Source organism: Pseudomonas sp. NPDC087626 (genome assembly GCF_044743405.1).
Lineage (GTDB): Bacteria > Pseudomonadota > Gammaproteobacteria > Pseudomonadales > Pseudomonadaceae > Aquipseudomonas.
This window is the reverse complement of sequence record NZ_JBIUWJ010000034.1, coordinates 21,218-34,775: the sequence shown is the minus strand read 5'-3', so window position 1 is coordinate 34,775 and position 13,558 is coordinate 21,218. Positions and strand designations below refer to the sequence as shown.

Annotated in this window: 12 protein-coding genes and 1 tRNA gene; 7 read left to right on the top strand and 6 right to left on the bottom strand. The window is 62.4% G+C overall.

Features of this window, described 5'->3' with window-relative positions; translation table 11 throughout:
- Positions 1-70: 70 nt before the first annotated feature.
- The 6 genes from ACIOVD_RS23195 to ACIOVD_RS23170 form a co-directional block, all read right to left on the bottom strand.
- Positions 71-146, bottom strand: a tRNA-Gly gene (locus tag ACIOVD_RS23195).
- Between the two features lie 63 nt (positions 147-209).
- Positions 210-770: a CDP-diacylglycerol--glycerol-3-phosphate 3-phosphatidyltransferase gene (gene pgsA, locus ACIOVD_RS23190; protein ID WP_095170389.1), complete on the bottom strand. Its 561-nt coding sequence runs from the start codon at positions 768-770 to the stop codon at positions 210-212.
- Between the two features lie 32 nt (positions 771-802).
- Complete coding sequence (gene uvrC, locus ACIOVD_RS23185; RefSeq protein ID WP_401130470.1) at positions 803-2,626, bottom strand: excinuclease ABC subunit UvrC; 1,824 nt, start codon at positions 2,624-2,626, stop codon at positions 803-805.
- Position 2,627: 1 nt separating this feature from the next.
- A complete protein-coding gene (gene uvrY, locus ACIOVD_RS23180) occupies positions 2,628-3,269 on the bottom strand; it encodes a UvrY/SirA/GacA family response regulator transcription factor (RefSeq protein ID WP_071555134.1) in 642 nt (213 codons plus the stop codon).
- A 136-nt stretch (positions 3,270-3,405) separates the two neighbouring features.
- Entirely contained in the window at positions 3,406-3,849 is a 444-nt protein-coding gene (locus tag ACIOVD_RS23175; protein WP_095170388.1) for an N-acetyltransferase, read from the bottom strand.
- Entirely contained in the window at positions 3,842-4,600 is a 759-nt protein-coding gene (locus ACIOVD_RS23170; protein ID WP_401130425.1) for a carbon-nitrogen hydrolase family protein, read from the bottom strand. The genes ACIOVD_RS23175 and ACIOVD_RS23170 overlap by 8 nt, the downstream gene beginning before the upstream one ends.
- Positions 4,601-5,229: 629 nt before the next feature.
- Here ACIOVD_RS23170 and ACIOVD_RS23165 point away from each other — a divergent pair.
- The 7 genes from ACIOVD_RS23165 (at position 5,230) to ACIOVD_RS23135 (ending at position 13,507) form a co-directional block, all read left to right on the top strand.
- Positions 5,230-6,297, top strand: coding sequence for a 3-deoxy-7-phosphoheptulonate synthase (locus ACIOVD_RS23165; RefSeq protein ID WP_159995224.1), 1,068 nt, complete (start codon positions 5,230-5,232; stop codon positions 6,295-6,297).
- Between the two features lie 196 nt (positions 6,298-6,493).
- Positions 6,494-7,375 (top strand): triacylglycerol lipase, encoded by an 882-nt coding sequence (locus tag ACIOVD_RS23160; protein ID WP_159995222.1) that lies wholly within the window; start codon positions 6,494-6,496, stop codon positions 7,373-7,375.
- A 129-nt stretch (positions 7,376-7,504) separates the two neighbouring features.
- Positions 7,505-7,786 (top strand): peptidylprolyl isomerase, encoded by a 282-nt coding sequence (locus tag ACIOVD_RS23155; RefSeq protein ID WP_008369704.1) that lies wholly within the window; start codon positions 7,505-7,507, stop codon positions 7,784-7,786.
- A gap of 135 nt (positions 7,787-7,921) precedes the next feature.
- Positions 7,922-9,790, top strand: coding sequence for an extracellular solute-binding protein (locus ACIOVD_RS23150; RefSeq protein WP_159995220.1), 1,869 nt, complete (start codon positions 7,922-7,924; stop codon positions 9,788-9,790).
- Entirely contained in the window at positions 9,790-10,851 is a 1,062-nt protein-coding gene (locus ACIOVD_RS23145) for a microcin C ABC transporter permease YejB (RefSeq protein ID WP_095170383.1), read from the top strand. The genes ACIOVD_RS23150 and ACIOVD_RS23145 overlap by 1 nt, the downstream gene beginning before the upstream one ends.
- Positions 10,851-11,873 carry an ABC transporter permease gene (locus ACIOVD_RS23140; RefSeq protein ID WP_401130421.1) on the top strand — a complete coding sequence of 341 codons (1,023 nt, stop codon included), beginning with the start codon at positions 10,851-10,853 and terminating at the stop codon, positions 11,871-11,873. The genes ACIOVD_RS23145 and ACIOVD_RS23140 overlap by 1 nt, the downstream gene beginning before the upstream one ends.
- 53 nt (positions 11,874-11,926) lie before the next feature.
- On the top strand, positions 11,927-13,507 hold the full coding sequence (locus tag ACIOVD_RS23135; protein WP_095170422.1) for an ABC transporter ATP-binding protein: 1,581 nt from the start codon (positions 11,927-11,929) through the stop codon (positions 13,505-13,507).
- Positions 13,508-13,558: the final 51 nt, after the last annotated feature.

Sequence of the window (13,558 nt, the reverse complement as noted above, 5' to 3'; positions counted from 1 at the left end):
AACGAAAAAAGACGCCGAAGCGTCTTTTTTGTTGACCTGCATAAGCCAGTGACTTTTGCAGGTCTATATTTGGAGCGGGAAACGAGACTCGAACTCGCGACCCCGACCTTGGCAAGGTCGTGCTCTACCAACTGAGCTATTCCCGCGTCTTGGTGTGGCGTATTCTATAGCAATTCGAATACGCGTCAACCCTTTGATTCAAAAAAGTTTTATTTTTTCTGCACGTCGGTTTTCAGGTGCGGCCAGGCGGCGCGCAGGTATTGCACCATGGACCACAAGGTCAGGCCGGCCGAGACCAGCAGCAAGGCATAGCCCACCAGTACCCAGAAGCTGAAGTCCGACGGGTTGGCCAGCAGGATCACCAGCGCGAGCATTTGCGCGGCGGTTTTCCATTTGCCCAGGTTCGACACGGCCACCTGGGCCCGTGCGCCCAGTTCGGCCATCCACTCCCTAAGGGCGGAAATGACGATCTCGCGACCAATGATCACGGCTGCCGGCAAGGTCAGCCACAGGTTGGCGTGCTCCTGGACCAACAGCACCAGGGCCACGGCGACCATCAGCTTGTCTGCCACCGGATCGAGAAACGCCCCGAACGGGGTGCTCTGCTCCAGCCGGCGGGCCAGGTAACCGTCCAGCCAGTCCGTCGCCGCAGCGAACGCAAAGACCGAACTGGCGGCCATGTAGCTCCAGTGATACGGCATGTAGAACAGCAGAATAAAGATCGGGATAAGCAGAACGCGTAGTACGGTGATCAGATTAGGGATATTCATCGGCACAACTGGCTACGAGGTGAGGGGGCATTCTACTCGCTGTGCAGGTTTGCATAAATCAACTCTGCGAGCTTTTTACTGATCCCCGGTGCTTTGGCGATCTCGTCGATGCTTGCACGAGACAGCTCCTGCAATCCACCAAAATGTTTCAACAGGTCCCGACGCCGGGTCGGCCCTACCCCGGCAACCCCTTCCAGGGTTGAGGTGCGGCGGGTTTTGCCACGTCGCGCGCGGTGCCCGGTAATCGCAAAACGGTGGGCCTCGTCACGGATCTGCTGGATCAGGTGCAACGCCGGGGAGTCGCCGCGCAGGGTGAACTCATGGGCCGCATCATTCAGGTAAAGGGTTTCGAAGCCGGCCTTGCGGGTCGCGCCCTTGGCCACGCCCAGCAGAATCAGGTCGGGCACCGCCAGTTCATTGAGCACGTCACGCGCCATCGACAACTGGCCCTTGCCGCCGTCCACCAGCAGGATGTCCGGCAGCTTGCCCTCGCCGTCCTTGAGTTTGCTGAAGCGCCGGGTGAGCGCCTGGTGCATCGCCGCGTAGTCATCGCCCGGGGTCACCCCTTCGATGTTGTAGCGGCGGTAGTCGGATTTCAACGGCCCTTCCGGGCCGAACACCACGCAGGACGCCACGGTCGCTTCGCCGCTGGAATGGCTGATGTCGTAACACTCCAGGCGCTGTGGCGGTTCATCCAGATTCAGCACTTCAGCCAGGGCGTCAAAACGCGCGGCAACGTGCTGACGATTGGCCAGGCGCGCGCCCAGCGCCTGCTCGGCGTTGGTCACCGCCAATTGTTGCCAGCGCGCCCGGGTGCCACGGACCCTGTGACTGATGGTCAACTCGCGACCGCGCAGCTCGTGAATGGCTTCGATGAGCGCAGGAAAGTCCTCATGGACCACATTGACGATCAGCTCACTCGGCAGGTCGCGCTCAGGACTGCTGATGAAATACTGTCCGAGAAACGCCGCCATGACCTCGGCAACGTCCTCTTCAATACCCACCTGCGGGAAAAAGTTCTTGCTGCCCAGCACTCGCCCGCCACGCACACTGATCAAGTGCACACAGGCGCCACCTGGGTTGATGAATGCCGCGACCACATCGACGTCGCCCGTGCCGCCTTCCATGCTCTGTTGGTCCTGGACCCGGCGCAGCAGGGAAATCTGATCGCGCAACTCGGCCGCGCGCTCGAAATCCAGGGTGCTGGCTGCCTGCTCCATGCCTGCCGACAGTTCGTCGGTCAGGGCATTGCTGCGGCCCTCGAGAAACATCACCGAGTGCCGCACATCCTCGGCGTACACCTCTGGCTCCACCAGGCCGACACAGGGCGCCTTGCAGCGCTTGATCTGATATTGCAGGCACGGCCGGGTGCGGTTCTTGTAGTAGCTGTCTTCACACTGGCGGACGAAAAAGGTTTTTTGCAGCAGGCTGAGGCTTTCGCGAATCGCCCCGGCACTGGGATAAGGACCGAAATACTTGCCCTTGGTCTTTTTTGCCCCGCGATGAATGCTCAGGCGTGGAAACTGGCCGTCGGAAAGAAACACATAGGGGTAGGACTTATCGTCGCGCAGCAGGATGTTGTAGGGCGGCCGCCACTCCTTGATCAGCGTCTGCTCCAGCAGCAGCGCTTCGGTCTCGTTGGCGGTAATGGTGGTTTCGACCTGCGCGATACGGCCCACCAGCGCCGCCGTCTTGGGCGCCAGGCCGGTCTTGCGAAAGTAGCTGGCCAGGCGTTTTTTCAGGTTCTTGGCTTTGCCCACGTAGAGCAGGCGCGCATCGCTGTCAAACATGCGATACACCCCGGGACGCCCACTGCAGGTGGCGAGAAAGGCGCTTGGATCAAAGGCTTGAGTCATTTCAGAGGCTGGCATCGACCATGCCGTGACGCACCGCCAACAGGGTCAACTCGACGTCACTGCTGATCGAAAGCTTCTCGAAAATCCGATAGCGATAGGTGTTCACGGTCTTGGGTGACAGGCAGAGTTTGTCGGAGATGATCTGCACCTTCTGGCAGCCGACAATCATCAGGGCGATCTGGATCTCGCGCTCCGAAAGGGCATCGAACGGCGAATCGTTGCTCGGCTGGAATGACTTGATTGCCAATTGCTGGGCAATTTGCGGGCTGATGTAGCGCTGGCCGGCAAACACCAGGCGAATCGCCTGGACCATTTCGTTGAGGCCGGCGCCCTTGGTCAGGTAGCCTGCCGCGCCCGCTTGCAGTAGCCGCGTCGGGAACGGGTCTTCCTCGCACACGGTGACCGCCACGACCTTGATGTCCGGATGGCTGCGCAACAACTTGCGCGTGGCTTCCAGGCCGCCGATGCCGGGCATCTTGACGTCCATCAGCACCACATCGGGTTTCAGTTCGCGCGCCTTGAGCAGGGATTCCTCTCCCGACTCGGCCTGGCCGACTACTTGCAGGCCATCGATGTCAGCCAGCATTCGTGTAATACCTGTACGAACGAGATCATGGTCATCGACTACTAGCACCCTAATCAAGCAGACACCCCGCGATATGGTCTTGTTGGTTGCCCGCCACCTTAGCAAAAAGCATCCGGCAGACCTAGCAGAACCCAAGATTTAAAATGGTTTCAATAGATCTTGCAGCGCTTGTACTACGCGCCTTACAGACCTTTCAACGCGGACACTGGCGTTGCATTCGCAAGAAGCAATCATCCTGCCCGACAATCTGCAATCCCATGCGCAGGTAAAGGGCTTGCGCCGGGTTGTCGGTGAACACCGTCAGACGCAGGGCCGGACGCCGCTCCTGGCAGGCCAGGGCAAAAACCTGATCGATCGCCCAACTGCCGATGCCCCGCCCCCGCGCGGCCTCGACCACGTGCAACTCACGAATGTACAGGGCATTAGCGTCGCGACTCAGGCTGGTAAAGCCGAGCACCGCCGCGTCCTGGCAAATCAACCAGTTCTGCCGCCCGGCCCAGGCCACGTCGAACGCCTCGTCGAGCCACAACAGGTCATGGCGCACGTAATAACTGAGCATGCCGCGCCGGGCCAGTGCCCGGGCGAACGGCAAATCCTCGGTGGTGGCCAGACGCAGCGCCAATCCGGGCTCAGGCATGCTGCACCGGCACCACTTCACCGCGCCATAACGCCGCCTGGCGACGGGCGATCACCAGCGCATCGCCCTTCCCGGGAGCGGCGGCGAGCAGCCTGCCGTCCGCTGCCCAGATAGCACTGCGCCCCGCCGACTCCCAGCCGCCGGTCGCGCCACCATGGTTGGCCATCAGGACCAGCATCCCGTGTTCGCGCGCATAACCTTGCAGCAAGGCGCTGTCGGCGGCGTACCCTCCTGCGGTGATCAACACCCCGGCGGCATAGATGTTTGCCCCCACTTCAGCGGCCGCTGCCGCATGGCTGGCGCGGGAAAAGTCGGCACAGACCGCCAGCGCAATGGTGTCATCACCCACGATCAAGGGTGCGCCGCCCGCCCCCGGTGCGAACGCCACTTCTTCGCCGGGGTGCAGGTGCTGCTTGCTGTACACGGCCAACGAGCCGTCGGCCGCCAGCACCAGCGCGCCGATCAACACCGGGGAATCGTCAGACAGGCGAATCGGCATACCGACGACAGCCGTCACGCCTACTTCTCGCGCCAGGTCCCGCAAGGGTTGCAACAACGCCGCATCCGGGGCGATCGCCAATTGCGCCGCCAGGCCACGCTCATAACCGCTCAGGGAAAGCTCGGGAAACACCAGCACCTGCACTCCCTGCTTCGCCGCGGCCATGATGAAACGCTGGTGATGGGCAATATTGGCGTGGACATCGCCGGCAATCGAGATCGATTGAGCCGCTGCAACAGTCAGTGTGGTCATCCCAGCTTTCCTTGATGAGGGTTCGGAGGCAATCGCCGAGTCTGGCATAAAGCGCGTCACGACTTAAGCCATAGCGAGCAACCTTCACCCCGATAGCATTTTCTGATTGAAACTGCGTCCCGGCCTCTAGTAAGCTCGGGGCATTCAACGGAGACGTATCTGCATGTCGCATACCCCTTCCCAGCTTTGCACCCCTAGCGCCCTGCGCTCGGCTGCGGCTGCGCGGGCGAATGCCACCGGTGCTCCAGCAAACTTTTATTTTGGGTATTGGTTTAGCCACTGGCGCGCCTGATACCTACACGGCGGCCACTACTCAAGGGGTCGCCTGCCAGAGAATTCTCAACCCCCGGTCGGCTCCCCGACCGGGGGTTTTGTTTTTTCAAGGCCCTAACTTTTTAGCAACATCACTGACTTCAAGGAATTACCCCATGAACTACACCACTTATTACCGTCACGACAGTTTTACCGCCTGGCGATTTACCAGCCTCCGCTCGGGACAGCCTGCCGCCTCCGATCGGTCACCCACAGGTGGCAAGCGCACACACCCAGCCAACACGGCCAATTGTCGAACACCCCAGTAGGGCCGAGCGCGCGGGCACGAACCCGCCGCCAGCCCAGGAAGCCTGAATATGAACTCCCGCGTATCCGCTCTGCCGCTGTCCACCCACAACCCTGCCAATGAAGCACTGACCCAGCGTCTGCCCAGCTCATTGCAGCTCAAGCAACAATTGCCCCTGAGCCTCGCCCTGAGCCAACAGGTCGCCGCCCATCGCCAAGCCATCCGCGCCATCCTTGAAGGTGAAGACTCGCGTCTGCTGGTTGTCGTCGGCCCCTGCTCGATCCACGATCCGCAATCGGCCCTTGAATACGCCGGCAAACTCGCCCGACTCGCCCACGAAGTCAGCGCCGAGATGCTCCTGGTGATGCGTGCCTATGTCGAAAAACCGCGTACCACGGTGGGCTGGAAAGGCCTGGCCTACGACCCGCACCTGGACGGCAGTGACGACATGGTCGGCGGCCTGAACCTGTCCCGGGAATTGATGCGCGAGATGCTGCGCCTCGGCCTGCCGGTTGCCACCGAGTTGCTGCAACCGATGGCCGCCAGCTACTTCGATGACCTGCTCAGTTGGGTGGCTATCGGTGCACGTACCACCGAATCGCAGATCCACCGGGAAATGGCCAGCGGCCTGGGCATGCCGGTCGGCTTCAAGAACGGCACCGACGGCGGCGTGGGCGTCGCCACCGATGCCATGCGCTCGGCCGCCCACCCGCACCGCCACTTCGGCGTCGACAGCCAGGGCCATCCGGCGATCATCCAGACCCAGGGCAACCCGGACACCCACCTGGTGTTGCGCGGCGGCCATCGCGGCCCCAACTACGACCAGCACCACGTGGCCCGGATCGAGGACGACCTGCAGCGGCTGAACATCGCGTCGCGGATCATGGTCGATTGCAGCCATGCCAACAGCGGCAAGGATCCCCTGCGCCAGCCAGCGGTGTTCAACGACGTGCTGGAGCAACGCCTGAACGGCAATCGCGCACTGATCGGCATGATGCTAGAGAGCCACCTGTTCGAAGGGTGCCAGGCGCTGGGGCCGTCCCTGCGCTACGGGGTGTCGGTGACGGACGGTTGCCTGGGTTGGGAGGCGACTGAGCAGCTCCTGCGAGAGGCCAGCCGCAAGCTGCGCAATACCTGAAGCCCACAGGCTCTTGACTGAATACGCCGTTGCGCCGATTTGGCGCGCAACGGCAAGGTTCACCACCGACTCCTCCTGCCACTTCTATTCCGCCTTCAGCAACCGACAGCGGCTTTTTCGCACATCGCCCCGGTGTGGCCTGGATTAGAGTGAGAACGCGAAACAATTCCCGACCCCACGGAATACAGGCACGCTTATGCAACGGAATGCAAGCACCCAATACCCGATCATGCTGGTTCACGGCCTCTTCGGGTTCGACAGTATCGGCAATCTCGATCTCTTCCACGGCGTCAAACAGGCCTTGCGCAACGCCGGCGCCCACGTGTTCATCCCCTATCTCTCCGCCACCCACAGCAACGAACTGCGCGGCCAGCAATTACTGACACAGATCGAGCTGGTGCGGGCCGGAACCGGTGCCGCCAAGGTCAACCTGATCGGCCATAGCCAAGGCGCCCTCGCGGCGCGTTATGCGGCGGCGCTGGCACCCGGGCATGTGGCCTCGATTACTTCGGTCAGCGGGCCGAACCATGGCTCGGAACTGGCCGACCGCCTGCGCCAGGCGCTGACCCCCGGGCATCTGCCCGAGCAGGTCGCGGCGGCGGTCTCGACGCTGTTTGTCGAGTTCCTCAGATTTATCAGCGGCAGTCCGAAAATCCCGCAGAACGCCATCGCCGCCCTCAACGCCCTGACCACCGAGGGCGTCACCGCCTTCAATGGCAAATACCCACAAGGCTTGCCCGACACCTGGGGCGGCAACGGCGAAGAGCAGGTCAACGGCGTTCGCTATTACTCCTGGAGTGGCACTGTGCAGGGGCGCCTGCGGGATGAGGGCCCTAACGCCCTCGATCCGCTGCACCTGTTCTGCCGCAACTTTTCGCGCTTTTTCATCCGCGAGGCCGAGCAGAACGACGGCATGGTCGGGCGCTTCAGCTCGCACCTGGGCACGGTCCTGCGCTCAGACTACCCGCTGGATCACATGGACAGCATCAACCAGACCACTGGCCTGGTGCGCCTGGGCATCAATCCCGTGGCCCTGTACCTGGAGCACGCCGAGCGCCTGAAGCAGGCCGGCGTCTGAATCATGGGCGGTGCAATATTTTCGACCGGCGGCCCCTTGGCTCAGGATCAGGCAGCAGATTGACGAGAAATAGCCCTCTGAATCCGGTAGGCTCAGCACTTTATTGAACATTGAATGGAGATTCTTCCCATGGCCAAAGCCACTGCCCGTCACATCCTGGTTGCCAGCGAAGCCAAGTGCAACGAACTGAAAGCCCAGATCGAAGGCGGCGCTGATTTCGCCGAAGTTGCCAAAGCCAACTCCACCTGCCCGTCCAGCCGTCAAGGCGGCGACCTGGGCTCGTTCGGTCCTGGCCAGATGGTCAAGGAATTCGACACCGTGGTCTTCAGCGCCCCGGTCAACACCGTACAAGGCCCAGTCAAGACCCAGTTCGGTTACCACCTGCTGGAAGTGACCAGCCGTCAGGACTGATCCACAGCCGACTGCTTGAACAACGGCCCGCCTTCTGGTGGGCCGTTGTGTTTGTGCCGAACGTTTTTGGCTGGCCAGGCCTGCGCCGCTAGCGTACAAATCGAACCATCGATCACCCGGCTCTTAAGGCTGACAATGCGACTGGCTTTCTCCTCATTGATCTCCACGGTCCTGGCCTTGCTGCTGAGCGCGACCACCGTGAATGCAGCTCCCCAGCACGCCCTCACCGTCTACGGCGAACCGGCCAAGTACCCTGCCGATTTCAGCCATTTTGCCTATGCCAATCCACAAGCCCCCAAGGGCGGCAGCATGCGCCGTTCGGCCATTGAGATCGGGCGCTTTGACCACGTCTCGCCCTACATCGACAAAGGCATCGGCGTCAGCCAGCTCGATGGCATGGTGTATTCGCCCCTGGCCCAACGCTCGCTGGACGAGCCCTACACTGTCTACGGACTGGTGGCGGAAAAAATGGAGCGCGCCGAGGACGGTATGTGGCTGCGCTTCTACCTCAACCCCAAAGCCCGCTTTGCCGACGGCCGCGCCATCACCGCTGAGGACGTGCGCTACACCTTCGACCTGCTGATGACCCAGGGCAGCCTGCGCTATCGCACGCAGTTTGCCGACGTCAAAGGCGTCGAGGTCGAGTCGCCACGGACCATTCGCTTCGACTTCAAGAACAACCAGAATCGCACCCTGGCACTGGATATCGCGACCTTGCCGGTGTTCCCCGAACACTGGTGGAAAAGCCGCGACTTCGCCAATGGTGGCGGCTACGAAGCGCCCCTGGGCAGCGGCCCGTACCGAGTCAGCAAGATCGACTCCGGGCGCAGCATCACCTTCGAGCGCAACCCCGACTGGTGGGCCAAGGACCTGCCCGTCAGCCGCGGCCTGTACAATTTCGACCGCTTCAGCATCGAGTACTTTGGCGACACCGACGTGGCGCGCCAGGTCTTGCGCGGCGGCGCCTACGACTATAACCGCGAGTTCTCCGCCACCGGTTATTCCATCGGCTACGACGGTCCAGCCCTGAACGACGGCCGCCTGCAGAAAGCCCACCTGGCCAAGCAGGCTCCACAAACGTCCCAGGGTTTTGTGTTCAACCTGCAGAACCCGATGTTCAAGGACCGCCGCGTGCGCCAGGCCCTGGCCATGCTCTGGGATTTCGAGTGGAGCAACCGGCAGATGATGCGTGACCTGTACATCCGCCAGCAGAGCTTCTTCTCCAACACCGAGTTGGCCGCACGCCAACTGCCGGATGCCGACGAACTGGCGATTCTCGAACCACTGCGCGGACAGATTCCCGACGAGGTCTTCACGCAGGTCTTCGAAGCGCCGAAAACCGATGGCAGCGGGCTGATTCGCGACAAGCAACTGCAAGCCCTGGACCTGCTGGAACAGGCCGGCTGGAAACCCGACGGCGATCGGCTGGTGAATGCCCAGGGGGAACCGCTGGCGTTCACGTTCCTGATCAGCCAGAACGGCATGGATCGCCTGTTGTTGCCCTACAAACGCACCCTGGCGCAGATCGGCATTCACCTCAATATCCGCCTGATCGACTCCTCGCAGTACGTCAATCGCCTGATGAGCCGCGACTACGACATGATCGTCACCGGCTACCCGGTCAGCACCTCGCCGGGTGGTGAGCTGTTCAACTATTTCGGCTCGGCCGCGGCCAACGACCCCGGCGCCAACAACTACATGGCCTTGCAGAACCCCGCCGTCGACCGCCTGCTCGATGGCCTGGTCAAGGCCACCACCCAGGCCGACATGCTGCGCCATGCCCACGCCCTGGACCGGGTGCTGCAATGGAACTACTACTGGATTCCCAACTACTACCCGCCGGGCAGCTCCACGGTGTGGTGGAACCGCTTTGGCATGCCGGCGGTACCGGCCAGCAATGACGAAGCCATCGAGAGTTGGTGGCAAGTGAGCACCACGCCGCTGACCAATGAACAAATGGCCGCCGAACGCATCAAGCGTGGCCAGCCCGGAGGACCGCGCTGATGCTGGCCTATGTATTGCGCCGCTTGCTGCTGATCATCCCGACCCTGGTGATCATCCTGCTAGTCAATTTTGTGATCGTCCAGGCCGCGCCCGGCGGCCCGGTGGAACAGGCCATCGCGCATCTGCAGGGGATTGGCGGGGGTGGCAGCCTCGGTGCGTCTGGCGATGCCCTGAGCCATGGCTCGCGGGCCAGTCGCGGCCTCGATCCACAGCTGATCAAGGACATCGAGAAACAGTACGGTTTCGACAAGCCGGCCCATGAGCGCCTGTGGCTGATGCTCAAGAGCTACGCCCAACTGGACTTCGGCAAGAGCTTCTTTCGCGGGGCCACGGTCACCGAACTGATCCTGGAAAAAATGCCGGTGACCATTTCCCTCGGGCTCTGGGCGACCCTGATCACCTACCTGGTGTCGATTCCGCTGGGCATCCGCAAGGCCGTGCATCACGGCAGCCAGTTCGACATCTGGAGCAGCACCGCGATCATCATCGGCTACGCCATGCCGGCCTTTCTGTTTGCCATGTTCCTGATCGTGATTTTTGCCGGCGGCACCTCGCTCAACTGGTTCCCGGTGCGGGGACTGGTCTCGGAAAACTTCGAGCAGTTGTCGACCCTGGGTAAAATCGCCGACTACTTCTGGCACCTGGTGCTGCCTGTGACGGCGCTGGTGGTCGGCGGTTTCGCGACCCTGACCATCCTCACCAAAAACTCCTTCCTCAACGAAATCACCCGCCAGTACGTGGTCACCGCCCGCGCCAAGGGCCTGAGCGAGCGCCGGGTGCTGTACGGCCACGTGTTCCGCAACGCCATGCTGCTGGTGGTGTCGGGGATTCCCCAGGCGTTCATCAGTGTGTTCTTCGCCGGCTCGCTGCTGATCGAGGTGATCTTCTCCCTCGATGGCCTGGGGCGCATGAGCTATGAAGCTGCGGTATCCCGGGACTACCCGGTGGTGTTCGGCTCGTTGTTCATCTTCACCCTGTTCGGCCTGCTGATAAAACTGCTCGGAGACCTGTGCTACACCCTGGTCGACCCACGCATCGATTTTGCCGCGAGGAACGCCTGATGCTCAATCTGTCGCCCCTGGCGCGCCGACGCTTCGAGCGTTTCAAGAAAAACCGTCGTGGCTGGTGGTCGCTGTGGCTGTTCATCGGCCTGTTCCTGCTGACCCTGGGCGGTGAACTGATCGCCAACGACAAACCGCTGGTCCTCAGCTACCAGGACAGCCTGTACTTCCCGGCATTCAAGCGCTACACCGAGCAGGAATTCGGCGGTCAACTGCCGTTCCAGGCCGACTACCGCAGCGACTATGTGCAGAAACTGATCCACCAGGACGGCGGCTGGATGCTGTTCCCGCCGATCCCGTTCAGCGACGACACGCCCAACTACGACCTCAACCAGCCCGCTCCGAGCCCGCCATCCAAGGTCAACTGGCTGGGCACCGATGACCAGGCGCGGGATGTGCTGGCGCGGGTGATCTTCGGCGCCCGGGTGTCGATCCTGTTCGCCCTGGCGCTGACCGTCATCAGCGCGCTGATCGGCATCGCCGCCGGGGCGCTGCAGGGTTACTACGGTGGCTGGGTCGACCTGCTGGGCCAGCGCTTGCTGGAAGTCTGGTCGGGGCTGCCGGTGCTGTACCTGCTGATCATCCTGTCTGGCTTCGTCGAACCGAACTTCTGGTGGCTGCTGGGGATCATGGCGCTGTTTTCCTGGCTGGCCCTGGTGGACGTGGTGCGCGCCGAGTTCCTGCGCGGGCGCAACCTGGAGTACGTCAAGGCCGCCCGGGCCCTGGGCCTGAACGACCGCAAGGTGATCGTGCGGCACATCCTGCCCAACGCCATGAACGCGACCCTGAGTTACCTGCCGTTCATCCTCACCGGAGCCATCTCGACCCTGACCGCCCTGGACTTCCTCGGTTTTGGCATGCCGGCCGGCAGTGCATCGCTGGGCGAACTGATCGGCCAGGGCAAACAGAACCTGCAAGCGCCGTGGCTCGGGCTGACGGCGTTTTTCACCCTGGCACTGATTCTGTCTCTGCTGGTATTTATCGGCGAAGCCTTGCGCGACGCGTTTGATCCACGATCTTGATCCACGATCTTGATCCACGATCTTGATCCACGATGCTGAAACGGACTATTGCCATGAGTGACAACCTGATCGAAATCCGTGACCTCAACGTGGCCTTCAACGGCCAGGTGGCAGTGCGCGACCTGTGCCTGGACATCCGTGCCGGCGAGTGCCTGGCGCTGGTCGGTGAATCCGGTTCGGGCAAGTCGGTGACCGCCCACTCGATCCTGCAACTGCTGCCCGAGTGTGGCACCCAGTCCTCGGGCAGCATTCGCTACCGTGGCCAACAATTGCTCGGCGCCGAGGCCGGCACCTTGCGCAGCCTGCGCGGCAATCGGATCGCGATGATCTTCCAGGAGCCGATGACCTCCCTCAATCCCCTGCACAGCATCGAGAAGCAGATCGGCGAAACCCTGCTGGTGCACAAGGGCCTGGGCGGCAAGGCGGCGCAACGGCGGATCCTCGAATTACTCGACCTGGTGGGCATCGCCAAACCCAAGGAACGCCTCAAGGCCTACCCGCACCAGCTCTCCGGCGGCCAGCGGCAACGGGTGATGATCGCCATGGCGCTGGCCTGCGAGCCGGAATTGCTGATCGCCGACGAGCCCACCACCGCGCTGGACGTAACGGTGCAGCGCAAGATCCTGCTGTTGCTCAAGTCGCTGCAGCAGCGCCTGGGCATGTCGCTGCTGCTGATCAGCCATGACCTCAACCTGGTGCGCAGCATCGCCCAGCGCGTCTGCGTGATGCGCGGCGGCGAGATCGTCGAACAGGCCGCCTGTGAAACCCTGTTCACCGCACCCCAGCACCCTTACAGTTGCGTGCTGCTCAACGCCGAGCCGGAAGGTGAAGCGCTGCCCCGGGATGAACGCGAGGCGGTGCTGGAAGTTGCCGACCTGAACGTGCGTTTCCCCCTCGGCGGCGGGCTGTTCCAGCGCAAAACCTGGCTGCATGCCGTGGACGGTATCAGCCTGAGCATTCAACGGGGCAAGACCCTGGGCATCGTCGGCGAATCCGGCTCAGGCAAGTCGACTCTCGGCCAGGCGATCCTGCGCCTGCTCGACTCCGAGGGCAGCATCCGCTTCCAGGGCGAGGCACTGGACGGCCTCAACCAGAAGCAACTGCGGCCCTGGCGCAAACAGATGCAGGTGGTGTTCCAGGACCCCTTCGGCAGCCTCAGCCCGCGGATGTCGGTGGCGCAGATCATCAGCGAAGGCCTGGAGGTCCACAGCCAATGCACCGCCCAAGAGTGTGAAGCCCAGGTGATCCAGGTACTCAAGGAAGTCGGCCTGGACCCGCAGAGCCGCCATCGTTACCCCCATGAGTTTTCCGGTGGCCAGCGCCAACGCATCGCCATCGCTCGCGCCCTGGTGCTCAAGCCGGCGCTGATCCTGCTCGACGAACCGACCTCGGCGCTGGACCGCACCGTGCAAAAACAGGTGGTCGCCCTGCTCCGCCAACTCCAGGAAAAGCATGGCCTGACCTACCTGTTCATCAGCCACGACCTGTCGGTGGTCCGCGCCCTGGCCCACGACATGATCGTGATCAAGGACGGCAAGGTGGTTGAACGCGGCGCCAGTCATGATGTGTTCGATGCGCCGCAGCATCCCTATACCAAGGAGCTATTGGCTGCGGCGCATCCGGGGTGGTCATGATTGCGCGTCTGCGGGCGGACCGTATTGCCCCCATCGCGAGCAAGCTCGCTC

Excerpts from the sequence above, each read along its gene's own strand:
- pgsA (WP_095170389.1), bottom strand. The coding sequence starts at position 770 with ATGAATATCCCTAATCTGATCACCGTACTACGCGTTCTGCTTATCCCG.
- uvrC (WP_401130470.1), bottom strand. The coding sequence starts at position 2,626 with ATGACTCAAGCCTTTGATCCAAGCGCCTTTCTCGCCACCTGCAGTGGG.
- ACIOVD_RS23175 (WP_095170388.1), bottom strand. The coding sequence starts at position 3,849 with ATGCCTGAGCCCGGATTGGCGCTGCGTCTGGCCACCACCGAGGATTTG.
- ACIOVD_RS23170 (WP_401130425.1), bottom strand. The coding sequence starts at position 4,600 with ATGACCACACTGACTGTTGCAGCGGCTCAATCGATCTCGATTGCCGGC.
- ACIOVD_RS23165 (WP_159995224.1), top strand. The coding sequence starts at position 5,230 with ATGAACTCCCGCGTATCCGCTCTGCCGCTGTCCACCCACAACCCTGCC.
- ACIOVD_RS23160 (WP_159995222.1), top strand. The coding sequence starts at position 6,494 with ATGCAACGGAATGCAAGCACCCAATACCCGATCATGCTGGTTCACGGC.
- ACIOVD_RS23155 (WP_008369704.1), top strand. The coding sequence starts at position 7,505 with ATGGCCAAAGCCACTGCCCGTCACATCCTGGTTGCCAGCGAAGCCAAG.
- ACIOVD_RS23150 (WP_159995220.1), top strand. The coding sequence starts at position 7,922 with ATGCGACTGGCTTTCTCCTCATTGATCTCCACGGTCCTGGCCTTGCTG.
- ACIOVD_RS23145 (WP_095170383.1), top strand. The coding sequence starts at position 9,790 with ATGCTGGCCTATGTATTGCGCCGCTTGCTGCTGATCATCCCGACCCTG.
- ACIOVD_RS23140 (WP_401130421.1), top strand. The coding sequence starts at position 10,851 with ATGCTCAATCTGTCGCCCCTGGCGCGCCGACGCTTCGAGCGTTTCAAG.
- ACIOVD_RS23135 (WP_095170422.1), top strand. The coding sequence starts at position 11,927 with ATGAGTGACAACCTGATCGAAATCCGTGACCTCAACGTGGCCTTCAAC.